This is a genomic window from Pseudomonas sp. GW821-FHT11G12, assembly GCF_058808055.1.
Genome location: NZ_JBXARH010000009.1, coordinates 25,469 through 47,220 on the forward strand (window position 1 = coordinate 25,469; position 21,752 = coordinate 47,220).

The 21,752-nt window shown below is 61.1% G+C and carries 29 protein-coding genes; 25 read left to right on the plus strand and 4 right to left on the minus strand.

The genetic code is table 11. The features are described from left to right. Positions 1-2: 2 nt before the first annotated feature. The 20 genes from AC1RR7_RS23245 to recX all read left to right on the plus strand — a co-directional run bounded on the left by AC1RR7_RS23245 (position 3) and on the right by recX (position 14,631). A complete protein-coding gene (locus AC1RR7_RS23245) occupies positions 3-1,046 on the plus strand; it encodes a phage baseplate assembly protein (RefSeq protein WP_493158505.1) in 1,044 nt (347 codons plus the stop codon). 28 nt (positions 1,047-1,074) lie between these two features. After that, complete coding sequence (locus AC1RR7_RS23250; RefSeq protein ID WP_096819585.1) at positions 1,075-1,584, plus strand: phage baseplate assembly protein V; 510 nt, start codon at positions 1,075-1,077, stop codon at positions 1,582-1,584. Then, a complete protein-coding gene (locus AC1RR7_RS23255) occupies positions 1,584-1,982 on the plus strand; it encodes a phage GP46 family protein (protein WP_096819584.1) in 399 nt (132 codons plus the stop codon). The genes AC1RR7_RS23250 and AC1RR7_RS23255 overlap by 1 nt, the downstream gene beginning before the upstream one ends. Then, entirely contained in the window at positions 1,972-3,015 is a 1,044-nt protein-coding gene (locus AC1RR7_RS23260) for a baseplate J/gp47 family protein (RefSeq protein WP_493158507.1), read from the plus strand. The genes AC1RR7_RS23255 and AC1RR7_RS23260 overlap by 11 nt, the downstream gene beginning before the upstream one ends. After that, complete coding sequence (locus AC1RR7_RS23265) at positions 3,003-3,602, plus strand: YmfQ family protein (protein ID WP_096819582.1); 600 nt, start codon at positions 3,003-3,005, stop codon at positions 3,600-3,602. The genes AC1RR7_RS23260 and AC1RR7_RS23265 overlap by 13 nt, the downstream gene beginning before the upstream one ends. Positions 3,603-3,613: 11 nt before the next feature. Further along, a complete protein-coding gene (locus AC1RR7_RS23270; protein WP_493158509.1) occupies positions 3,614-4,765 on the plus strand; it encodes a phage tail protein in 1,152 nt (383 codons plus the stop codon). Further along, the gene (locus AC1RR7_RS23275; RefSeq protein WP_493158510.1) at positions 4,762-5,277 is read left to right on the plus strand and encodes a phage tail protein; all 516 of its coding nucleotides are present in this window, start codon (positions 4,762-4,764) and stop codon (positions 5,275-5,277) included. Before AC1RR7_RS23270 ends, AC1RR7_RS23275 begins: the two co-directional genes overlap by 4 nt. A 129-nt stretch (positions 5,278-5,406) precedes the next feature. After that, on the plus strand, positions 5,407-6,498 hold the full coding sequence (locus tag AC1RR7_RS23280; RefSeq protein ID WP_102621397.1) for a phage tail protein: 1,092 nt from the start codon (positions 5,407-5,409) through the stop codon (positions 6,496-6,498). A gap of 10 nt (positions 6,499-6,508) precedes the next feature. Then, on the plus strand, positions 6,509-7,075 hold the full coding sequence (locus AC1RR7_RS23285) for a tail fiber assembly protein (RefSeq protein ID WP_493158512.1): 567 nt from the start codon (positions 6,509-6,511) through the stop codon (positions 7,073-7,075). Positions 7,076-7,097: 22 nt separating this feature from the next. Further along, positions 7,098-8,024, plus strand: a complete 927-nt coding sequence (locus AC1RR7_RS23290; RefSeq protein WP_102621395.1) for a glycine-rich domain-containing protein — start codon at positions 7,098-7,100, stop codon at positions 8,022-8,024. After that, positions 8,024-8,491 (plus strand): phage tail assembly chaperone, encoded by a 468-nt coding sequence (locus AC1RR7_RS23295; protein WP_273539775.1) that lies wholly within the window; start codon positions 8,024-8,026, stop codon positions 8,489-8,491. Before AC1RR7_RS23290 ends, AC1RR7_RS23295 begins: the two co-directional genes overlap by 1 nt. A gap of 41 nt (positions 8,492-8,532) precedes the next feature. Next, positions 8,533-9,453 (plus strand): gp53-like domain-containing protein, encoded by a 921-nt coding sequence (locus AC1RR7_RS23300; RefSeq protein WP_096819575.1) that lies wholly within the window; start codon positions 8,533-8,535, stop codon positions 9,451-9,453. A gap of 2 nt (positions 9,454-9,455) precedes the next feature. Further along, the gene (locus AC1RR7_RS23305) at positions 9,456-9,896 is read left to right on the plus strand and encodes a phage tail assembly chaperone (protein WP_493065378.1); all 441 of its coding nucleotides are present in this window, start codon (positions 9,456-9,458) and stop codon (positions 9,894-9,896) included. A gap of 12 nt (positions 9,897-9,908) precedes the next feature. Beyond that, positions 9,909-11,078 (plus strand): glycine-rich domain-containing protein, encoded by a 1,170-nt coding sequence (locus AC1RR7_RS23310; RefSeq protein WP_493158513.1) that lies wholly within the window; start codon positions 9,909-9,911, stop codon positions 11,076-11,078. Continuing rightward, the gene (locus AC1RR7_RS23315) at positions 11,078-11,332 is read left to right on the plus strand and encodes a hypothetical protein (protein ID WP_493071724.1); all 255 of its coding nucleotides are present in this window, start codon (positions 11,078-11,080) and stop codon (positions 11,330-11,332) included. The genes AC1RR7_RS23310 and AC1RR7_RS23315 overlap by 1 nt, the downstream gene beginning before the upstream one ends. 33 nt (positions 11,333-11,365) lie before the next feature. After that, positions 11,366-11,929, plus strand: coding sequence for a glycoside hydrolase family 19 protein (locus AC1RR7_RS23320; RefSeq protein WP_102621389.1), 564 nt, complete (start codon positions 11,366-11,368; stop codon positions 11,927-11,929). Next, a complete protein-coding gene (locus AC1RR7_RS23325) occupies positions 11,911-12,441 on the plus strand; it encodes a lysis system i-spanin subunit Rz (protein ID WP_493158515.1) in 531 nt (176 codons plus the stop codon). Before AC1RR7_RS23320 ends, AC1RR7_RS23325 begins: the two co-directional genes overlap by 19 nt. A 68-nt stretch (positions 12,442-12,509) precedes the next feature. Further along, on the plus strand, positions 12,510-13,010 hold the full coding sequence (locus AC1RR7_RS23330; RefSeq protein WP_493065381.1) for a CinA family protein: 501 nt from the start codon (positions 12,510-12,512) through the stop codon (positions 13,008-13,010). Positions 13,011-13,093: 83 nt separating this feature from the next. After that, complete coding sequence (gene recA / locus AC1RR7_RS23335) at positions 13,094-14,152, plus strand: recombinase RecA (RefSeq protein WP_003222269.1); 1,059 nt, start codon at positions 13,094-13,096, stop codon at positions 14,150-14,152. Between the two features lie 8 nt (positions 14,153-14,160). Next, complete coding sequence (gene recX, locus AC1RR7_RS23340) at positions 14,161-14,631, plus strand: recombination regulator RecX (protein WP_096819568.1); 471 nt, start codon at positions 14,161-14,163, stop codon at positions 14,629-14,631. 73 nt (positions 14,632-14,704) lie between these two features. Here recX and AC1RR7_RS23345 read toward each other — a convergent pair whose 3' ends face one another. Continuing rightward, positions 14,705-15,823: an LOG family protein gene (locus AC1RR7_RS23345; protein WP_096819567.1), complete on the minus strand. Its 1,119-nt coding sequence runs from the start codon at positions 15,821-15,823 to the stop codon at positions 14,705-14,707. A gap of 353 nt (positions 15,824-16,176) precedes the next feature. On the opposite strand from AC1RR7_RS23345, the gene AC1RR7_RS23350 reads away from it, so the two are divergent. Next, complete coding sequence (locus AC1RR7_RS23350) at positions 16,177-16,371, plus strand: hypothetical protein (protein WP_096819566.1); 195 nt, start codon at positions 16,177-16,179, stop codon at positions 16,369-16,371. 16 nt (positions 16,372-16,387) lie between these two features. Here AC1RR7_RS23350 and AC1RR7_RS23355 read toward each other — a convergent pair whose 3' ends face one another. Next, a complete protein-coding gene (locus tag AC1RR7_RS23355) occupies positions 16,388-16,813 on the minus strand; it encodes a PA3611 family quorum-sensing-regulated virulence factor (protein ID WP_096819565.1) in 426 nt (141 codons plus the stop codon). Positions 16,814-17,002: 189 nt separating this feature from the next. Here AC1RR7_RS23355 and AC1RR7_RS23360 point away from each other — a divergent pair, with 189 nt between their 5' ends. The 3 genes from AC1RR7_RS23360 to AC1RR7_RS23370 all read left to right on the plus strand — a co-directional run bounded on the left by AC1RR7_RS23360 (position 17,003) and on the right by AC1RR7_RS23370 (position 19,064). Then, on the plus strand, positions 17,003-17,746 hold the full coding sequence (locus AC1RR7_RS23360; RefSeq protein WP_273539933.1) for a tRNA-uridine aminocarboxypropyltransferase: 744 nt from the start codon (positions 17,003-17,005) through the stop codon (positions 17,744-17,746). Between the two features lie 229 nt (positions 17,747-17,975). Further along, the gene (gene erdR, locus AC1RR7_RS23365; RefSeq protein WP_085647827.1) at positions 17,976-18,626 is read left to right on the plus strand and encodes a response regulator transcription factor ErdR; all 651 of its coding nucleotides are present in this window, start codon (positions 17,976-17,978) and stop codon (positions 18,624-18,626) included. A 75-nt stretch (positions 18,627-18,701) separates the two neighbouring features. Next, positions 18,702-19,064, plus strand: coding sequence for a diacylglycerol kinase (locus tag AC1RR7_RS23370; protein ID WP_003222276.1), 363 nt, complete (start codon positions 18,702-18,704; stop codon positions 19,062-19,064). On the opposite strand, the gene AC1RR7_RS23375 is transcribed toward AC1RR7_RS23370, so the two are convergent. Next, complete coding sequence (locus AC1RR7_RS23375) at positions 19,061-19,987, minus strand: LysR family transcriptional regulator (protein ID WP_085729869.1); 927 nt, start codon at positions 19,985-19,987, stop codon at positions 19,061-19,063. The genes AC1RR7_RS23370 and AC1RR7_RS23375 overlap by 4 nt on opposite strands. Before the next feature lie 144 nt (positions 19,988-20,131). On the opposite strand from AC1RR7_RS23375, the gene fpr reads away from it, so the two are divergent. Next, positions 20,132-20,911 (plus strand): ferredoxin-NADP reductase, encoded by a 780-nt coding sequence (gene fpr / locus AC1RR7_RS23380; RefSeq protein ID WP_007908723.1) that lies wholly within the window; start codon positions 20,132-20,134, stop codon positions 20,909-20,911. A 125-nt stretch (positions 20,912-21,036) separates the two neighbouring features. Here the strand turns inward: fpr and tsaA are convergent, their stop codons facing one another. Next, on the minus strand, positions 21,037-21,735 hold the full coding sequence (tsaA, locus tag AC1RR7_RS23385; protein WP_173861367.1) for a tRNA (N6-threonylcarbamoyladenosine(37)-N6)-methyltransferase TrmO: 699 nt from the start codon (positions 21,733-21,735) through the stop codon (positions 21,037-21,039). Positions 21,736-21,752 lie beyond the last annotated feature (17 nt).

Below are 21,752 nucleotides of genomic sequence, written 5' to 3' on the forward strand. Positions count from 1 at the left end.
TCATGAACGAGACTGACAACCGCGTGACGCTGACCGTCGGCGACATGGAATACGGCGGCTGGAAAAGCGTGCAGATTACCGCGGACCTGGAGCGCCAGTTCCGCACCTTCAAACTCGACATCACCTGGCAATGGCCGGGACAGACCGTGGATCAGCGGATCAAGGCCGGCGATCCGTGCGAAGTGCGGATCGGCAAGGATCTGGTGCTCACCGGTTATGTGTTCAAGGCCCCGATCAGCTATGACGGGCGGCAGATCAGCCTGAGCATCGAAGGCAGTTCCAAGACTCAGGATCTGGTGGATTGTGCGGCGAGAAACAACCCCGGCCAATGGCAGGATCAGTCGTTGTTGAACATCGTCCAGGCCCTGGCCATGGAGTACGCGTTGATGGTGGTCAACGAAATTCCCGAGACCGCACGCCTGAGCAAACACACGATCGTGCCGGGTGAAACGGCGTTTCAGTCGATCGACCGCTTGCTCTCGCTGTACCGGGTGTTTTCCACCGATGACGCCGAAGGCCGGCTGGTGCTCGCCAAACCGGGCAGCGGCGGTCGCGCCAGCGATGCACTGGAGCTGGGGAAGAACATTCTCTCGGCCAATGCACCGATGGATTTCAGCCAGGTGTTCTCTGAATACCGGGTGATCGGCCAGCAGAAGGGCAACGACAAGAAGAGCGGGGCAGCGGTCAGCGAAGTGGAATCGGTGGCGGCCGACCTGAGCTTCAAGCGCCGGCGTACCACGATCATCAACGAAGGCTCGCAACTGACCTTCGAACTGGCCCAGCAACGGGCCCAATGGGAAAGCGCAACCCGTATGGGCCGGGCGCTGACCACCTCTTATCAGGTGCAGGGCTGGCGTCAGTCCAACGGTGACCTGTGGCGTCACAACACCCTGGTGCGGGTCAAGGATCCGGTGCTCGGGTTCGATGAAGACATGCTGATTTCCAAGGTGACGTACTCGCTGTCGGCGCAAGGCTCGGTGACCACCCTGCAAGTGGCGCCGCCGCATACCTTCGATGCCAATCCTTCGCCGCCGAAAAAAACCTGAGCCCGACCCCGCCCTCCAAGGAAACCCTATGAGCCTACTGACACGCCTGCTGGCGCGCGGCACTGTCGTGCTCGCCAGTTCGGCCTCCAAGCTGCAATCGCTGCAAATGCGCCTCACCGCCGGTGAAGTGAACGACGACATGGAGCACTTCGAACCCTACGGCTTCACCAGCCATCCGCTGGCCGGTGCCGAAGGCGTCGTCACGTTTCTGGGCGGTGATCGTTCCCACGCCATTGCCCTGGTGGTCGCCGACCGCCGTTATCGCCTGCAATCGCTGGCGGCCGGCGAAGTGGCGATCTACACCGACGAAGGCGACAAGATTCACTTCAAGCGTGGGCGGATCATCGACATCGAAACCTCCACCCTCAACATCCGCGCCAGCACCGCCGTGAACTTCGAGACGCCGGTGATCAACCAGACCGGCAAGATCGTTTCCAAAGGCGATCAGCTGGCTGGCGGCATCAGCCAGATCAAGCACGTGCACGTTGGCGTGCAGGCGGGCAGCGGCCAGACCGGCGCGCCGGCGGGAGGTCAGTGATGCTTTTCAGTCAGAACCTTCACGCCGCGCTGACCCGTTCAGTGCTGATCAGCCTGTTCTCCTGGCGCCGTGCGGCCGACGACGATGCCCTCGACGACGAGGAGCGTTACGGCTGGTGGGGTGACACCTTTCCCACCGTAGCCGACGACCGCATCGGTTCGCGGTTGTGGCTGCTGCGCCGGGTCAAGCTGACCCGACAGACCCAGATGGACGCCGAGTTTTATGCCCGCGAAGCCTTGCAGTGGCTGATCGACGACGGCCATTGCAGCGCCATCGACATCATCAGCGAACGCCTCGACGCCCAGCGCCTGAACCTGCGTACGGTCCTGACCCTGGCCGACGGCGAACGTCTGGACATCAACCCCGATAACAGTTGGCAGGTGATCTATGCCGTTTGAAACCCCTTCGCTGCCGGTGCTGATCAAGCGCACCCAAAGCGACCTGGCCGGCGATTCGCTGCGCCAGTCCGATGCGCAAGTCCTGGCCCGCACACTCGGCGGTGCCGCCTATGGCCTGTACGGCTACCTCGACTGGATTGCCGAGCAGATCCTGCCCGACACCGCCGATGAATCCACCCTGGAACGCATCGCCGCGCTGCGCCTGAACCAGCCACGCAAACCGGCACAGGTGGCCACCGGCAACGTCAGCTTCAACGCGACGGCGGGCGCGGTGCTGGACGTCGATACGTTGCTGCAGTCGAGCGACGGTCGCACCTTCAAAGTCACCGCAGCGCGTACCTCCGTCAATGGCGTCAACAGCACCTCCATCGCTGCGCTTGATGCCGGCAGCCTGGGCAATGCCGAGGCCGGTCTGGCGCTGGCGCCGGTGCAGCCGATCACCGGTGTGGTCGGCAACAGCTTTGTGGTGCTGGCGCCGGGGCTCAACGGCGGGGTGGCGCGGGAAAGTCTGGAGTCGCTGCGCTCGCGGGTGATCCGCTCCTATCGCGTCATCCCCCACGGCGGTTCGGCCAGCGACTACGAGACCTGGGCGCTGGAAGTGCCGGGCGTGACGCGCGCCTGGTGCCGTGGCGGCTTTCTCGGGCCGGGCACCGTGGGCGTCTACATCATGCGTGACGACGATCCGCAACCGGTGCCGAATGCCGATCAACTGGCCGAAGTGCAGGCTTACATCGAGCCGCTGCGCCCGGTGACCGCCGAAGTGCATGTGCTCCCGCCGGTGCAGAAACCGGTGACCTATCAACTGAAGCTGACGCCCGATACCACCGCGGTGCGCGCCGCTGTCGAAACCCAGTTGCGCGATCTGCATAACCGCGAGGCCGACCTCGGCGCGGATCTGTTGATCAGTCATATCCGCGAAGCGATCAGCAGCGCGGCGGGTGAAACCGATCACGTGCTTTCGGCCCCGGTGGCGAACGTCGCGGCAGGCGACAGCGAACTGCTCACCTTCGGAGGTTGCGTATGGGGGGCATAAGAACCGCCGCGCAATACCAGGCGCAATTGCGTGCCTTGCTGCCTTCGGGCCCGGCGTGGGATCCGGAGCGAGTGCCGGAACTCGATGAGGTGCTGCAAGGCGTCGCCGTCGAACTGGCACGCCTCGACGCCCGCGCGGCCGACCTGCTCAACGAGATGGACCCGGCCGGTGTCAGCGAACTGGTGCCGGACTGGGAACAGGTGATGAACCTGCCCGACCCGTGCCTGGGCGCCACACCGCTGTTCGACGACCGTCGCCTCGCTGTACGCCGCCGCTTGTTGGCGGTCGGCAGCCAGGCCGTCGGCTACTACCTGGAAATCGCCAAAAGCCAGGGTTACCCCAACGCCACCATCACCGAGCTCGAAGCTCCGCGTATGGGTCGCTCGCGCTTTGGTGCGGCGCACTGGGGCACCTGGGAAGCGCAGTTCATGTGGACGCTCAACACCGGCGGCCGCCTGCTGCTCGGTCGGCGTTTCGGTGCGAGTTACTGGGGCGAGCGCTTCGGCGTGAACCCGGGCTCGGCGCTCGAATGCATGATCCATCGGGCAGCACCGGCGCACACCAAGGTGCACATCAATTATGACTAGGGAATAACGCAATGGATTATCCGAAGAGTGTGCCCAGCGCCGGTCTGGTGAATGGGAAATTTGTCGATGAAAACCCGCTGACCGGAACGCCGGGATCGTTGATTCCGGCGGACTGGGGCAACAGCGTCACGCAGGAAATCCTCAGCGTGATCAAGGCCGGGGATCTGACCCCGGACGAGAAGAAATACGATCAGTTGTTGCAGGCGATTCAGACGGTGACGGCCAAGGGCTGGAATCAGGATCTGGCATTGCCGCTGTCGGCCTTGCCGCTGCCAACGGTTGCCACGCCGGATGCGCGTATGCCGATCACGCCGGCCGCTGCCTCGACCAGTGGCGGGCGGGTGTCGGTGCCGGCGGGTATCTACGTCAGCATTGGCCAGGAAGTCGTGGCAGGGCAGTTGGGGCGTTCGCGTACGTTCACCACTCAGGCCTGGAGCAGTGCCGACCTGCTGCCGAGTTCGGGTTACTTTCTGCGCGCTCAGGTGATTGGCGGTGCGCTGACCTTTTACATGCAGCGCGGCACAGTCTATGACGCGACACCGGAAGGTTTGAAGGGCACGGTAAATGGCGCAGCGGGTGGTGGCTTCCAGTCGACGCCGCTGGATATCTGTCTGGCCTGGGTTGTCACCGCCGGACCCGGTTCGGTGCCGACTGTCAGGCTGATCTACAACCGAAGCCGGTTGTCGTGGACGCAGACGGTCAATGGCAATGGAGTGGTGTATCTGCCGCTGGATCCACATGCGCGAGCGGCGCGTCTGGTGGTGGGCAATCCCACGCCGCACCCGACCGGCATCACCAGTGTGAACTTCGCGCCGGGCGGATGGCTGGGTGGCAACTATTGCTTCCTCAACCCGACCGTGGGCACCTCCAGCAACTGGGATGGCTGGGCAACGGCCGGTGGCGCCGCGCTTATTTTCTCCAGCAACGTGGTCAGCGATACGACGGTTTCGACATTGACCGCCAGCTTCGACCATAACGAATTGCGCTCACTGTGGCAGGCGTATCAGGCCGAACATACCTGGGGCGCGGGCAATGCCGCCAGTGACGAATTGCTGTTCAGCATGGGGCTCAAGAGCGTCGGTCCGGCCGATTACGCCAGCGGCATCGCGGTCAACTTTGCCGCCGCCGTCAATGTGAATTTTTCCTGGGAGTTGATCCGATGATCATCATTCATGAACTGCATCAGTTCGAGGAAGGCTTGCGTCCTGCACAACCCTCCACCGCACATGTCTGGGATGGCGAGAAGTGGGAGCTGAGTGACGACAGAGTCGCCGCACTGCAGCAGGAAGAAACCGAACGTCTGTGCGTCAATCTCGATGCAGTCGCCGACAGCGCACGCACCGCACTGGCCGGTGACCCGCTCAAAGCCCTCGAGTACGCCCAGGCGGCGGTCGACGCTCAGGCCTATCAAGACGCCGGTTACCCGAAAAAGGAAGTGCCGCTGTCCGTCGCTGCCTGGGTAGCCAAGGGCCGGTCGGCAAAACAGTCGGCCGAGCAGATCCTCGACAAGGCTGCCCAACTCAGCGAGAACCTGCTGACCCTGCGGACCGTGCGCCTGAAAGCCAAGACCCAGATCCGTGCGTACGCGAGCAAGAGCCAGATGGATCAGGCTCGCGCTGCCGCTGATGAGGCACTGCTGGCCATTCGCGAATTGACCGGCAACTCGACCCGGTAATCGCAACTTGCTGCACCCAAGCCCACTTCGTTGTGGGCTTTTTGTTTTCAGGAACAGAAGCGTTTGCGCCGTTGCGAAAGCCTTCGCGCCGCCACGTTTCATTTGTCATGACAGAGGAACGAACATCCAATGGATTATCCAAAGAGCGTCCCCAGCGTCGGCCTGGTCGACGGCCGCTTCGTCGATGAAAACCCTGTGGCGGGAACGCCCGGGTCGCTGATACCGGCGGTGTGGGGCAACAGCGTTACACAAGAAATTCTCAGCGTGATTACCGGCGCCGGGATGACTGCCGCCGAGGCTGATACCGGGCAGTTGTTCAAGGCCATTCAGTCGGTTGTCGGTAATGCCAGTCCGATGCGTTCGGTCATCACACGGTTGGCTGCTTCCAAAACACTGACCGGGCAAGAGCTTGGCCTGGTGCTGATCGACGGCAGTCCCGGTGCCTTGACGCTGGTGTTGCCTCCCGCCGACGTCGCTCTTGGCGTGCGTGACGTGATTGTTCGTCGCGTGGACAACAGCGGAAACCGTATGGTCATCCAGGCCTCCGGCACTGACCGCATACGCTTTCACACCCATCTCTCGCCGAGTGGTTATCCATTCTTCGTATTGATGGGCGGCGGTGACTGGTGGCATTTGCGAAGCGACGGTGCTGGCAGTTGGTGGCCTGTGGGGCGCTTCGACAACACGCCACTGGGGCGGCCGTTTTTTGAAACCACCATCGTGCTCAGTCCCGGTGGATACGGCGCGCTGAACGGCACGCTGATGAATCGTGCCGAATGGCCCTGGCTGTGGGACCACGCGCAGCGCTCCGGAATGCTCAATACCGAAGCCACCCGCGTGGGCAACGAGGGCAACTGGACGCCGGGTGATGGTGCTCTGACATTTCGAGGCCCGGAGTTGCGTGGCGAGTTCCTGCGCGTACTGGACGAAGGCCGCAACGTCGACTCGGGCCGCATGATGGGCAGCAACCAGGCGGGTACGGTGCACTCGTATGCCATGGGGGCTCAGGGCGCGGGAGCCATTGGCTCACGTTGGTCTGACAGTCTGGCGGCGGTCGGCGCGCAGACTCACGAAACGAAAACCTACTCCACGCCTACCAACGGAGGCCCGATCTACCCCGCCGGCACCAGCTATCAGATGGATACGGCCAACACGCTTTTGTATTCCTTCTCATCCCGTCCCCGCAACGTTGCCTATCCCGGCCGCATGAAAGTCATCTGAGGTCTTTTCAATGTTCAATTATCTGGTCGATGACGCTGGCGCTCTGGTGGGGCCGGTGGAGTTTTTCGTGACGCCCGGAATCGGCGTTCAATTACCTGCCAATGCCGTTCAACTGGCTTACGAGTTGCCGGCGGCAGAGCAGGGGCGCACGTGGGCGATGGCCAACGGCGTTCCGCGTGAACTGATTGATCTGCGCGGCATCGTGTACCGCAAGGACAACGGTGCCCAGCAGACCTGGAGCGAATTGGGTGCGCTGACGGATGAGTTCACCGCGGAACCTTGCCCGGACGAGTTTCATGTCTGGCAGGACAACGCGTGGGTGCTTGATGAGCAACGACACCGGACGGATCTCACTACCAAAGTCCTCAATCAACGCGACACGCTGCTGCGCGATTCCGTCCTGCGCATTGCCCCCCTGCAATACGCCGAAGACATCGGTGATGCCAGCCACGAAGAACAGTTGCAACTGCTTGAGTGGAAGCTCTACAGCGTCGAGCTGAACCGCATCGAAAAGCAGACCGGTTTCCCCGGCGAAATCACCTGGCCGGCTGTGCCCGGCACAACCGTCACCAGCTGATTGCAGCACAGGAAGCAGCGCAATGGACTATCCGAAAAGCATTCCCGGCGTCGGCCTGGTCGACGGTGGTTTTATCGATGAAAACCCCGTTGCCGGCACGCCCGGGTCGTTGATCCCCGCCGCCTGGGGCAACAGTGTCACGCAAGAAATTCTCAACGCCATCAAGGCGGCCGGACTGACGCCGGACGAGACCAAGACCAACCAATTGGCAACGGCCATTGGCGCCCTGGTCGACTTCACCAAACTGAAGAACACCCCGACCACGCTGGCGGGCTACGGCATCACCGATGCGGTGGGACGGTTGCTGGCGGTCCGGCAGATCGACGCGGTCGGGATCACGGTTTACAAGCCGAACCCGCGAGCCAGACGGATTCGCGTGCGGCTGGTCGGGGCGGGTGGTTCGGGGGGCGGATGTGCACCCATCCCGGCGACTAATTTAGGCATTGGCGGTGGCGGCGGGGCGGGCGCTTATGGGGAAAGCCTGTATGACGTCACGCCGGAAATGCTGACCGGTGTTCCGGTCACTCTGGGCGCCGGCGGTGCCCCACGTAACGCGGTTGGCCTGGCCGGTGGCGGCGCTTCTTTCGGTTCCTACCTGAGTGTTTCGGGAGGCATGGGCGGGCAGACGATTACCGTCCTGACGTCCCCAACGGCGTCCGGCTTTGTGCAAGGCGGTTCGGGAGGGCAAGTCGTTACGGGCGGCAACCTCTGCAGTGCTCGGGGCATCACCGGCACCTTTGCGATGTACAACGGCAACTGGGGAATGCTCTGCGGGGGCGGAGGCCCCAGCCCGTTCGATGGCGGTGCGCCGCTGATAGGTGTGAACAGCATTGGTATTGCCGGTGTTCGTGGCTCGGGAGGAAGTGGTTCGTGCTCGAACAATGCATCCGCATCAGTCGTGAGCGGCGCCGGTGGCAACGCCTTCTGTGAAATCTGGGAGTACGAGTAATGGCCCGTTATGCACGTATTGAAAACGGTGTCGCGGTCGAAGTGATCGACACCGGTGACTTCGCGATCGAACAACTGTTCGCGCCTGCGTTTGTCGCGGCGATGGTACCGGTGCCCGAAGACGTCAACGTCGAAATCGGCGCGTCGATGGATGAGGTAGCTCCCGCTATCGAGCCTGCGTACGAACCGCAAAATCCAGTTGTCGCCAAGGCCCCCGTGGTTGAGGAAAACCAGCCTCTGGCGGCGGAGCGTACCTGGCGTCAGTCGGCTCTCTCAGCCACCGAGTGGCGGGTCACCCGCCACCGCGATGAGCAGGAATTGGGACGCGGGACAACGCTCAAGGCCCAGCAGTACCTGGAGCTGCTCGAGTACCGCCAGGCATTGCGCGACTGGCCTGGTTCCGGCGCATATCCGTCATCCGTTTCGCGGCCCTCAGCACCGCAGTGGCTGGCCGGCGCGATTGGCTGAAGCCATCACGCAACCCATGTTTTCAGATAAGGAGATAAGCCTTGGACTATCCCAAGAGTGTACCCAGCGTCGGGCTGGTCAATGGACAGTTTGCCGATGAGGATCCGGTTGCCGGAAAACCCGGTTCGCTGATTCCGGCGGCGTGGGGCAATGGTGTCACGCAGGAAATTCTCAGCGTTGTTCAAGCCGCTGGCATGACGCCCAGCGAGGCGTCGAACAATCAGTTGCTGGGTGCGTTGCGCAGTTCCCGATTGTTTGCGACTCCGCCGCAGTTCGATACCGGAAAAGCGGTGGCCACGCCTGAGTTCGTGCAACGTGCGTTGGGTAACCATGCCAGTGCCCGGAGCCTGGTCGACACGACACAGCTCACGGCTGCAGATGTGGGGTGCGCATTCGGACTGGGTGGAAGCGCGGCTTACACCGTGACACTGCCTGAGGTTTCCAGTGTCCCCGATGGTGCCACTCTCAGTTTTCATTGCCTCAGCAACTCAGTCATCACGATCGCCAGTAAAACCGGAACACAAATCTGCCCGCAGGGTGCTTACTTGAGTTCGATCACGATCAACGGCGGTGAAAGCGCGCAGTTCGTGAAGGGCTATGGCATCTGGACGGTCCATGGCACTGCGAGCCTGAAATATTCAAACGCCTTTACCTTGCAGCTAGCCAGTGCCGGTTATCAAAAACTGCCCAGCGGTTTGATTCTGCAATGGGTTGTGGGTGGTTCTGACGCCAACGGCATCATGAGCCTGTCTTTGCCGGTCAGGTTCCAGACGGCGATCGTCGGCGGAGTGGCCGATGAGGGGAACCCGTCCGGCTGGAGCGCGGGCAACACGACTGTCTGGGCGTTTGATTCGACCCTTTCAACAACATCGGTAGCTGCGGCGCGGGTCAGGAATGTCGACGGCACGAGTGTGAGACCGGCACCCGGCATCATGGGCCGCATTCTGGTTTGGGGGCGATAACGATGAAGATCTATTTCTTTGCACAGACACTCGGATTTGATCGGGTCGAAAGCCCTTCTCCGGAGTTACCTGAAGGCGCCGTAGAAATCACCCACGCCCAATACGCCGAATTGTTTGCCGGGCAGGCAACGGGCAAGGTCATCAGCGCCAGTGCCAGTGGGCAACCCGTACTGACCGATCCGGTCATCTCCCCTGAGGCTGCGATCACTCATGAACGCGCATGGCGCAATGCTGTTCTTCGCGACACCCAATGGCTGGTATGGCGTGACGCTGAGGAGCTGGAAGTCGGCGACGGCACGACCCTGCGCGCCGAAGAGTTCAAACAGCTTCTCGCCTATCGGCAGGCATTGCGCGACTGGCCCAACGATCCGGAGTTTCCTGATCCGCAAGCTCGTCCGGTAGAGCCCGACTGGCTTGAAGGCTTGCTGCACAACGGAAACTGAGGAGATACAAACGTGGATTACCCGAAAAGCGTTCCCGGCATAGGGCTGGTGAACGGCAAGTTCGTCAATGAAGACGTCGTTGGCGGGTTGCCGGGGTCGTTGATCCCCGCGACCTGGGGCAATGGCATCACCGATGAGCTGTTGAATGTCGTCAAGTCTGCGGGACTTGAGCCGAGCGAAAGCGATGCGACGCAGTTGCTGCAGGCGATCAGGAAAATCAGCCAGGCCGGTGCAGATAAACACGCAGCGGATATCGGCGCTGCCAATCTCTACATGGCCAATTATGTGCCGGCCATCACGACGTTGAAGGACGCTCTGGCGCTGCGTTTCACCGCAGGCAATGCCAACACCGGAGCGAGCACATTTGCACCGAATGGTCTTCTGCCCAAACCGCTATTGAGTCTGGCACAGAGTGCATTACGGCCAGCCGAGATTATTGGCGGCAGTGTGTGTTCGGTGGTGTATAGCGCCGCGCTGGACAGTTGGTTGCTGGTGTATGCCAGCGGTGGCAATGCCTTGAGTGGTCGTTTGTTGAATGTGAAGACATTTGCTGTCAGTGGTGTTTATACGCCGACCGTGGGGATGCGATCCGTATTGGTCAAAGTCGTGGGCGGCGGTGGCGGGAGTGCGGGTATTGCAGCGACCGGTGCGAATCAATATGCCGTCTCCGGTGGTGGTGCTTCCGGCAGTTACGCCGAGGCCCGGTTGCCGAGCGACAGGATCGGTGCGAGCCAGATCGTCACGATCGGTGCCGGTGGGGCTGCCGGAGCCGCACAGACGAACGGCGGCGTCGGAGGAACCAGCTCGCTGGGCTCGCTGGTATCGGCACCGGGAGGTCAGGGTTCCCTCTGGGTCGGTGTTGTTTCCGGATCGTCGGCAGGACTTTGTGTGGGCGGGTATCCCGGTGAAATTGCGTCCGGCGGGAACATCGTCAACTCAGCCGGGGCCCCGGGATCACCGGGCATCTCGGTCAATAGTTCGACGCTGGCGGGGCATGGTGGCAGCTCTCCGTTGGGCAGTGGTGGCCTCGGGTTCGGCACCACCGTCATTACCAGCTTCCCCGGCTACCCCGGCTCGGGATATGGATCCGGCGGCGGCGGGGTCGCTATCGGCCCCAATCTGGCTGGCAAATCAGGAACATCAGGTGCCCCTGGTGTCGTGATCATTTACGAGTACGCCTGATGAAAACCTACGCACGCATCGTCAACGACACGGTGGTCGAATTGTTCTCGACCGACGGAAACATGGTCGAGATGTTTCACCCGGATCTGCTCTGGGTCGATATCAGCGAGATCACTCCAACACCGCAAATCGACTGGATGGCGAATTTCGGCACCCTCGGCTGGGTGTTTTCGTCGCAAGAAGACAGTGCCCCTGATGGCACCCTGAAAACCCTGGCAAAGAAATGGCTGACCGGTCTCGGTCGTCAGTCGTGATTCAATCGGAGCATCCAGGGAGGATTACGCATTATGCAAATTACAGAAGACAACCTTAAAACCATCATGCCCAACGCCCGCTCCCAAGCGGGCGTTTTTGTTTCACCGCTCAACGACGCCATGGCTCGCCATCGCATCGACGCACCCAAGCGCATTGCCGCGTTTCTCGCCCAGGTCGGGCATGAGTCCGGCCAATTGCAGTACGTGCGTGAACTGGGCAACAACCAGTACCTGAGCAAGTACGACACCGGTACGCTGGCCTTGCGTCTGGGCAATACACCGGAAGCCGATGGCGACGGGCAGAAGTATCGCGGCCGCGGGCTGATCCAGATCACCGGCCGCACCAACTATCGCCAGTGCAGCCTCGGGCTGTTCGGCGATGAACGACTGCTGGCCTTGCCGGAGCTGCTGGAACAACCGCAATGGGCGGCCGAGTCCGCGGCGTGGTTCTGGGAGCAGAACGGCCTGAACGCACTGGCCGACCGTGATGAGTTCAACAGCATCACCCGGCGCATCAACGGCGGGTTGAACGGGTTGCAGGATCGGCTGGAGCTTTGGGGGCGGGCGAGGGCGGTGTTATGCCTGCCTTCAGTCTGAGTATCGGGCGGCTGCTCGGCCTGGTGCTGCTGGCAGCGGGAGCGGCGGCGCTGGCCTGGCAATTCCAGGACTGGCGTTACGGCCGCCAACTGGCTGAACAGGCGCGGCTGCACGCCGAAACCCTCAACCAAATGACCCTGGCGGCCGCCACTGCGCAACAGGCCGAGCAGGACAAGCGTCTGGCCCTGGAGCAACGGCTCACGGCCAGTGAGCAAACCCACTATCGAGCACTCAGCGATGCCCAACGTGATCAGGATCGCCTGCGCGATCGCCTTGCCACTGCTGATCTGCGCCTGTCAGTCCTCATCGACGCAGGCGACGCTGCCCAAGGCTGCGGTGTGCCAGCCGCCTCCGGCACCGGCGGCGTGGATCATGCAACCGTACGCGCCCGACTTGACCCGGCGCATGCTCAACGAATTGTCGCCATCACCGGTGAAGGCGACCGCGGACTGATTGCCCTGCAAGCCTGTCAGGCCTATATCAGAGCGCTGGCGCCTGCACATTTTGAATAAGCTTGTGTATTGAAAGCGCAACCGGCTCGTGTACGGTGGTAGACATTCCACCTGATCCGGAGAGTGCCGTGAAAGACCTCACCCAACTGGCGGCCGAACTTGGCCGACGCCTGCAGTTGCTTAATGCCCACGTCACCACGGCCGAGTCCTGCACCGGCGGCGGCATCGCTGAAGCGATTACCCGGATTCCGGGGAGTTCGGCATGGTTCGAGGCCGGTTATGTGACCTACTCCAACCGACAGAAAACCCAGCAACTGAACGTACCCGCCGAACTCTTCGGGACGGTGGGCGCCGTCAGTCGCGAGGTGGTCGAGGCGATGGTGCGCGGCGCGCAGAAACACAGCCGTGCGCGATTTGCCGTGGCGGTCAGCGGTGTGGCCGGGCCGGACGGCGGTTCGCCGAGCAAACCGGTGGGCACGGTGTGGCTGGCGTGGGGTGTGGGCGATGCGGTTTCCAGCGAGGTGCAGCACTTCCCCGGCAATCGCGATGAAGTCCGCCGACAAACGGTGAAGGCCGCGCTAGAGGGGCTCCTGCGACTAGCGGCACGAGAAATCGAAAATCAGGGGTAGGCGATCCGCGAACGCTGTGGAATAATACTGGCTACTTATACAGGTGTTGGCCGTCAGGCCTTATTGATTACGTGAGGACTTTAATGGACGACAACAAGAAGAAAGCCTTGGCTGCGGCCCTGGGTCAGATCGAACGTCAATTCGGCAAGGGTGCCGTAATGCGTATGGGCGATCAGGATCGTCAGGCGATTCCGGCCATTTCCACCGGCTCTCTGGGTCTGGACATCGCGCTCGGCATCGGCGGCCTGCCAAAAGGTCGTATTGTTGAAATCTACGGTCCTGAATCTTCCGGTAAAACCACACTGACGCTGTCGGTGATCGCCCAGGCCCAAAAAGCCGGCGCGACCTGCGCATTCGTCGACGCCGAACACGCCCTCGACCCTGAGTACGCCGGCAAACTGGGCGTCAACGTCGACGACCTGCTGGTTTCCCAGCCGGACACCGGCGAGCAGGCCCTGGAAATCACCGACATGCTGGTGCGCTCCAACGCCGTTGACGTGATCATCGTCGACTCCGTGGCTGCACTGGTGCCGAAGGCTGAAATCGAAGGTGAAATGGGTGACATGCACGTGGGCCTGCAAGCCCGTCTGATGTCCCAGGCGCTGCGTAAGATCACCGGTAACATCAAGAACGCCAACTGCCTGGTGATCTTCATCAACCAGATCCGCATGAAGATCGGCGTGATGTTCGGCAGCCCGGAAACCACCACCGGTGGTAACGCGCTGAAGTTCTACGCTTCGGTCCGTCTCGACATCCGCCGTACCGGCGCGGTGAAGGAAGGCGACGAAGTGGTCGGCAGCGAAACCCGCGTCAAGGTTGTGAAGAACAAGGTGGCTTCGCCGTTCCGTCAGGCCGAGTTCCAGATTCTTTACGGCAAGGGCATCTACCTGAACGGCGAGATGATCGATCTGGGCGTGCTGCACGGTTTCGTCGAGAAGTCCGGCGCCTGGTATGCCTACGAAGGCACCAAGATCGGTCAGGGCAAGGCCAACTCGGCCAAGTTCCTGGCAGACAACCCGGAAGTCGCGGCCAAGCTCGAGAAGCAACTGCGTGACAAGCTGCTGTCGCCAGCCGTGATCGCTGACTCCAAGGCATCTGCGGTCAAAGAGACCGAAGATGACCTGGCTGACGCTGACATCTGATTGCACCGATGACAACCGCCGTACTCGATACCCTCGTCGCGGTGCGGCGTACCGCAATGGACCTGCTCGCACGTCGCGAGCACGGTCGAGTCGAGCTGACGCGTAAACTGCGTCAGCGCGGCGCCCCACCCGAGATGATCGAAACAGCCCTCGACCGCTTGACGGAGGAGGGGCTGCTTTCCGAAGCCCGTTATCTGGAAAGCTTTGTTTCTTACCGCGCCCGTTCAGGTTATGGCCCGTTACGGATTCGTGAGGAACTCAGCCAGCGCGGCTTGCAGCGTGCCGATATCGAACTTGCCTTGCGCGAGAGCGGTATCAGCTGGCAGGAACAGCTAACGGATACGTGGCAACGGAAGTTCTCCGGACAGCTTCCCGTCGACGCCAAGGAGCGAGCCAGACAAGGCCGGTTTCTGGCGTATCGAGGGTTCTCGATGGAGATGATCAACCGCTTGTTCAGCGGCAGAGGGATGGACGATTAAATCGGCTCCAGCTTCAATCAAAAAATAAAAAAGCGGCCCGCTATTTCGATAGCGGGCCGCTTTTTTTTTGCCTTCAGATTACCTTCGAGGGTTCGCGGTTGTGTTGCGCCGTTTGTGGTCTGGACTGGGCCCAGTTTTCCGGCAGGTTGATGAAGTCCACCAGCTCGCGCAGGCGCCCGTGATCCCGGGCGTTGAAGGCGAAGGCCAGTCGCGCCAGATGGCTGAATTGCGCCTCGTCGTGTTCCTCGCCGCTGTAGGCGTGTTGATGGAACCGGTCGCTCAGGCACAGATCGGCGAAGGCTTCCTGCATGTGATCGAGTGCCTGATCGCTGAGCCTGTGGTTCATCCGAATCACGAACTGACGCTTGAGCCAGCGGCTGGAGTGGAAGTTGCTGTAGAACTGGTTGATCTGCTCCACCGCCTCTTCAACGCTGTAGACCAGGCGCATCAGTTTCAGGTCGGTTGGCAGGATGTAGCGGTTCTCCTCCAGTTGATGACGAATGAAGTCCAGCGCCCCTTGCCAGAACGTGCCGCCCGGCGCGTCCAGCAGTACCACCGGCACCAGTGGACTCTTGCCGGTCTGAATCAGGGTCAGTACTTCCAGTGCTTCGTCCAGCGTGCCGAAGCCGCCGGGGCACAGCACCAGTGCGTCGGCTTCCTTGACGAAGAACAGTTTGCGCGTGAAGAAAAAGTGGAAGGGCAGCAGGTTCCCGGTGCCGTCCACAGTTGGGTTGGCGTGCTGTTCGAAGGGCAGGGTGATGTTGAAGCCCAGGCTGTGATCACGACCGGCCCCTTCATGTGCGGCGGCCATGATTCCACCTCCGGCACCGGTGATGACCATCATGTCTGATCTGGCCAGAGCCGCGCCCAGTTCACGTGCCATGGCGTACAGCGGATGCTCGACCGGCGTGCGCGCCGAACCGAACACCGTGACCTTGCGCCGGCCCTTGAACTGTTCCAGCGTTCGAAACGCCTGCTCCAGTTCACGCAGGGCTTGCAGGGTGATCTTGGCGTTCCAGCGGTTGTGATCTTCCTGGGCCATGCGCAGCACAGTCAGGATCATGTCGCGATAGATGGGGATGTTCGGACTGTTGGGGGAAACCAGGTTGAGTTGTTCTTCGACCTTGCCGGTGAGGTCGTGGCCGCTTTCCTGAAAATGACGGCTGAGCAGGTCATTCGGTTGGTAAGGCATGCAACTTCTCCTTCTGCACAGAGCCTTCGGCCCTGACGTGCGGCGTCAGTGCCGCGCTGCAAGAAAACAAACATCCGGCAGCTCCTTTCCTGCCGTTAATAAAATGATCGGGAATACTTTGAATCTAGACCCTCAAAGCATTTCTCGCTCATTGAGCATTGCGCCGCAAAGTCTTTCCTGGCAACTGCTTATTGTCGCTTTGCGAAGTGTTTTCACCGCTCGTCTGATGCCACGTCGAGGGCTGAATGCTCTGATTTACTAAGTTAAAGGCGCCGTACGACAACTTTGCGTCAACGACCGTACGCAAGGTGCACGCTATTCAAGGATTTGCGGGTGGCAAGGAGGCGGGACACATGACCAGAGTCATTCTGGAGATCGATACGCAGCTGTATCGAATGCTGAAAGCATCGGCCGAGACCAATCATGTGAGTCTCGAAGAGGAGTGCTGCCGGCGCTTGTCGGGAGGGGATCGCCGTTCGCGTTATCTGCAGGCCTTGTTGGCCGAACTGCGCGCCGAGGATGAACAGCGGCGCGCCAATTCCAGATAGTTACTTTTGCGGAAAGTTACTTTTTCTTCGCCGGGGCGGCTTTCGGGCAATCCGATTCCTGATAGCTGGCGGAGCCGATGGCCTTGTTGGTCTTCACTTCGCTGAAGTCGTAACGCATCACGGCCCCCTTGGCCATCAGCTTGCGGTATGACGGGTTGTTGCAGACCGAGGCGCCCAGTTGGAAATAAACGGCCTTGGGATCGGCACGCATCTTGTCGGCATGGCTTGCCTGCACGCTCAGGTGGTTGATCAGCGTGGTGCCTTCGACGGTGTAGCCCTGATCGAGAATGTCTTCGTTGATCGCTCGTGGCGTGCCGGCACTGCTTTGAGCAGCGACGTTTTGCAGTTCCTTGTTCAGGTTCTGCTCTTTCAGGGACGCAGCCTGTGCGCTGAAGGACAACGCCAGCGCAATGGCCGCGGTAGGAACGATAAGGCGCAGCATGAAACTCTCCTGATTCAGTGACTGGTGGTTCGACCAGCCCCGTGGCTGTGCGTTCAGTGGCGGCGAATTATAGGGGAGCCGGTCGGGAGGGTACAGGCTTGTGCCCGTCGCTCTGATAAACTGCCGGCCTTTATTGCCTTGCCGAGAGTTGTTCGTGTCGAGTTTTCCTGTCAGCCGGCGTCGCCCGCAATGAACCATGCCCCCAACGCTGTGGCCCGCCTGCGCGATCAGCGCGAGGATGAGGGCATCAAGCCGATTCAGGCCCGTGGCTTTCGCTCCGAACGTTGCCGTGACTGTCGGGTGATCATCAGCCATTGCCTGTGCGCCTGGCGCCCGACTGTCGACACCCGTTCCGGTGTCTGCCTGATCATGACCGGCAAGGAAGTGTTCAAGCCGAGCAATACCGGCTGGCTGATTGCCGACATCGTGCAGGACAATCACGCCTTCATCTGGTCCCGGACCGAACCGGACGAGCAACTGCTGGCGCTGCTGAACGACCCGCAATGGCAGCCGTATCTGGTGTTTCCCGGCGAATACGTCGAGCCTTCGCGGGTGACCAACACCGTGGATCTCGATAGCAGCAAGCGTCCGCTGTTCATTCTGCTGGACGCGACCTGGACCGAGGCCCGCAAGATCTTCCGCAAAAGCCCGTACTTCGACCGCTTGCCGATCCTCAGTCTGTTGCCCGACAAACTGTCGCGCTATCGCCTGCGTCGTTCCACCCGCAGCGAGCACCTGTGCACCGCCGAAGTGGCGGCGCTGTGCCTGGAACTGGCGGGCGACACGGATGCCGCGTCGGCGCTGGACGCCTATTTCGATGTGTTCAGCCAGCATTACCTGGGGGCCAAACAGCAGCTTGATGTGAACGTGTCGACGCCGGCCCATGCCGAGTTGCTGCCGTTCATTCGAAATGCGCAGCCGGTGCCCGTCTGATACTGGCCCATACTGCTAAAGCAGTGGCCGTGTTGCTTGACCACCCCGGCTTCGCTGGGCATGCTTGGCGCCGATTGGGGTGCGGCCAAGGTTTGAAACGCCGTTTTTGTCCGTGATTGGCGTTGAACGTGCCCCTGTGGATGCCGCTGCAAAAGCGTCGGCATCTTGAGTTGCCTTGGTGAGACTCGAATGCATCGGGTCTGCCATCAAAAACAGGATCATTTGAAAAATGGCCACATACGACATCCTGATTGCCGATGATCACCCTCTTTTTCGTAGCGCACTGCATCAAGCGGTGACGATGGGCCTTGGCCCGGATGTGCGAATGGTGGAAGTGGCGAGCATTGCCGAACTGGAAGCCCGCCTGACCGAAAAGGCCGACTGGGACCTGGTGCTGCTGGACCTGAACATGCCGGGTGCTTTCGGGTTTTCCGGGCTGGTGATGTTGCGCGGGCAGTACCCGCAGATTCCGGTGGTGATGGTTTCGGCGCAGGAAGAAGCTTCGGTGATGGTCAAGTCGCGGGAGTTCGGCGCCAGCGGTTTCATTCCCAAGTCGAGCGACTTGAGCGTGATTCAGGAAGCCGTGCGCAAAGTTCTGGACGGCGACGTGTTCTGGCCGCCACAGGCGTTCGAAGCGGTCAGCGTTTCGGATGAAGCCAAAGCCGCCAGCGATGGCCTGGCGAGCCTGACGCCGCAGCAGTTCCGGGTGCTGACCATGGTCTGCGAAGGCCTGCTCAACAAGCAGATCGCCTATGAGTTGAGCGTGTCGGAAGCGACCATCAAGGCCCACGTCACGGCGATCTTTCGCAAGTTGAACGTGCGGACCCGGACTCAGGCAGCTTTACTCTTGCAACAACTTGAGTCAATTCCGAGCCAGTAATAGCTGGCGTCTTCACGCTTTTTTGACTTTCGTTGATCTAGCTTCCCCACTTCTTTTTGGTCGGTTATCTACTTTATGTCACCTTTCAAGGGCCAGACGGGCCTGAAACGCATCCTCAACGCTTCCGGTTACTCGCTGGACGGTTTGCGCGCAGCCTTCACCGGCGAAGCGGCGTTCCGTCAGCTGGTGCTGCTGAACGTGGTGCTGATTCCACTGACGTTTTTCCTGAATGTCAGCCGTGTCGAGCAGGCCTTGCTGATCGCTGTGTGCCTGCTGGCGCTGATCGTCGAGCTGCTGAACTCCGCGGTGGAGGCGGCCATCGACCGCATTTCCCTGGAACTGCACCCACTCTCCAAGAACGCCAAGGACATGGGCAGCGCCGCGCAATTCGTGGCACTGAGCATGATTGCCCTGGTGTGGGCGGTGATTCTGCTTTAAGCGATCGTCGGCAGGACGATCTCGTCGCTGCGCTGGACCCCGGCGGTGAAGGCGCGGCACAGATCGAGAAACTCGCGCATGGCGGAGGTCTGGTACTTCTGTTTGTGCCAGATGAAGTAGAACTGTCGCGCCAGATCCAGATCCGGCGTCTCCACCGGCACCAGGCTGCCGCGCCGGAAGGCGTCACGCAGCGCCAGGCGCGAAATACAGCCAATCCCCAAACCTGATTCCACGGCGCGCTTGATCGCTTCCGTGTGTTCCAGTTCCAGACGAATGTTCAGCGCACTGCGATGGTGACGCATGGCCTGATCGAAGGTCAGGCGGGTGCCGGAGCCTTGTTCGCGCAGAATCCACGCTTCGTGCGTCAACTCTTCCATGGTCGCGCTGCCGCGTTTGGCCAGTGGATGCTGCGGGGCGCAGAACACCACCAGTTCGTCCTCGACCCAGCTCTGCACTTCGATGTCCGGGTGGCTGCAATCGCCTTCGATTAGACCCAGATCAATTTCGTAATGCGCCACTTGTTGCACGATATTGGCAGTGTTCTGCACGTGCAGCTTCACTTGGCTTTCCGGGTGACGCTGCATGAAACCGCCGATCAGCAGCGTCGCCAGGTAATTGCCGATGGTCAGGGTCGCGCCCACCGACAGCGAGCCGAAACCGGATTTGCCGTTGAGCAGGTCCTCGATTTCCTTGGCCTGATCGAGCAGGGCCACCGCTTGCGGCAATAACTGTTTGCCGAGGGCGTTGAGGCTCAGGCGTTTGCCGGCGCGATCGAACAGCTGGCAGCTGGACTGGCGCTCCAGTTCGGTGATGGAAGTGCTGGCGGCCGATTGCGACAGGTTAAGCAGACCCGCAGCGCGGGACACACTTTCCTGCTGGGCGACGGCGACGAAGACTTGCAGTTGACGAAGAGTAAATCGCATATCGATATAACCGATAACCCTTATCTTAATAATCCAGTTAACAGATATTGTCGGCGCTATTAGAATGCGATGCAATTGCGCACCGTCGGCATTCTTCAAGACCAGCCGGGCAAGCGCAGATCAATCTCCAGGAGTCCCACGTACATGAGCAACATGAACCACGAGCGTGTCCTCAGTGTTCATCACTGGAACGACACTCTGTTCAGCTTCAAGTGCACCCGCGATCCGGGCCTGCGCTTCGAGAACGGTCAGTTCGTGATGATCGGCCTGCAACAGCCCAACGGCCGCCCGCTTATGCGCGCTTACTCGATCGCCAGCCCGAACTGGGAAGAGCATCTCGAGTTCTTCAGCATCAAGGTGCAGGACGGTCCGCTGACCTCCCAGCTGCAGCACCTGAAGGAAGGCGACGAGATCATCATCTCGAAGAAGCCTACCGGCACCCTGGTGCTGGACGACCTGAACCCGGGCAAGCATTTGTACCTGCTGAGCACCGGCACCGGTCTGGCGCCGTTCATGAGCGTGATCCAGGACCCTGAAACCTACGAGCGCTTCGAGAAAGTGATCCTGGTTCACGGTGTTCGTTACGTCAACGAAGTCGCCTACCGCGAGTTCATCACCGAGCACCTGCCGCAGAACGAATTCTTCGGCGAGGCGCTGCGTGACAAGCTGATCTACTACCCGACCGTGACCCGCGAACCGTTCGAGAATCAGGGTCGTCTGACCGACCTGATGCGCAGCGGCAAGCTGTTCAGCGACATCGGCCTGCCACCGATCAACCCGCAGGACGACCGCGCGATGATCTGCGGCAGCCCGAGCATGCTCGACGAGACCAGCGAAGTGCTCGACAGCTTCGGCCTGAAGATCTCGGCGCGGATGCGCGAGCCGGGTGATTACCTGATCGAGCGTGCGTTCGTCGAGAAGTAAGCTGTTTATAGGTGACGCAGAGCGTCACTGGATGCATTCCCACGCAGACGGTTCGACGCCTCGACGTGGGAACGATCAGCCCGCGTTGCCTGAGAAGGCAACGCGGGCTTTTTCGTTTCCGGGATTTAGTCGTTGGCGGGGATGACTTCCAGGACGCGGATCTGCTCCGGCGTCGGATAGTGCCAACGCACATCCAGATCCCAGAACTGCGCACCGTATTCGCGCTCTGGCGCGGGCGTCTGATACGCCGGACGCGGATCCTGGGCCAGACATTGCTCGATCAGCTCGACCAAAGGTTCGGTAAGGCGCTGAGCGTGCGTATGCGCCTGTTGCAGCGCTGCGTCTGTCCACTGCACGTCGATCAGTTGCGGCGCGGCACTGGCGATGCTGTTGGAGGCGTCAGCGATGATATCGGCGTAGGGCACGTAGGGTTTGATGTCGAGAATCGGCGTGCCGTCCAGCAGGTCGATGCCGGAGATGAACAGGCGATTGGCCTCGACCTTGTCCAGCTTCACCACCGACTGGCCGATGCCGTTCGGCCGGTGAGTGGCGCGGGTGGCAAACACGCCCATGGACTTGTTGCCGCCCAGGCGGGGAGGGCGGACCTTCAGTCGCGGCTTTTCCTCCAGCGCCTGATGGAACAGGAACAGCAGCCAGACATGGCTGACCTGCTCCAATCCTTGCACCGCATCGCCCTGATCGAACGGCGCCACCAGTTCCAGCACGCCACGGGCGGCGGGGGCCAGTTGCGGCTGGCGCGGGATGGCGAACTTCTCCTTGAAGCAGGAGCGGACGAAGCCGATGGGGGAGACGCTGTAAGTCATGGTTTGCATTCGAAACG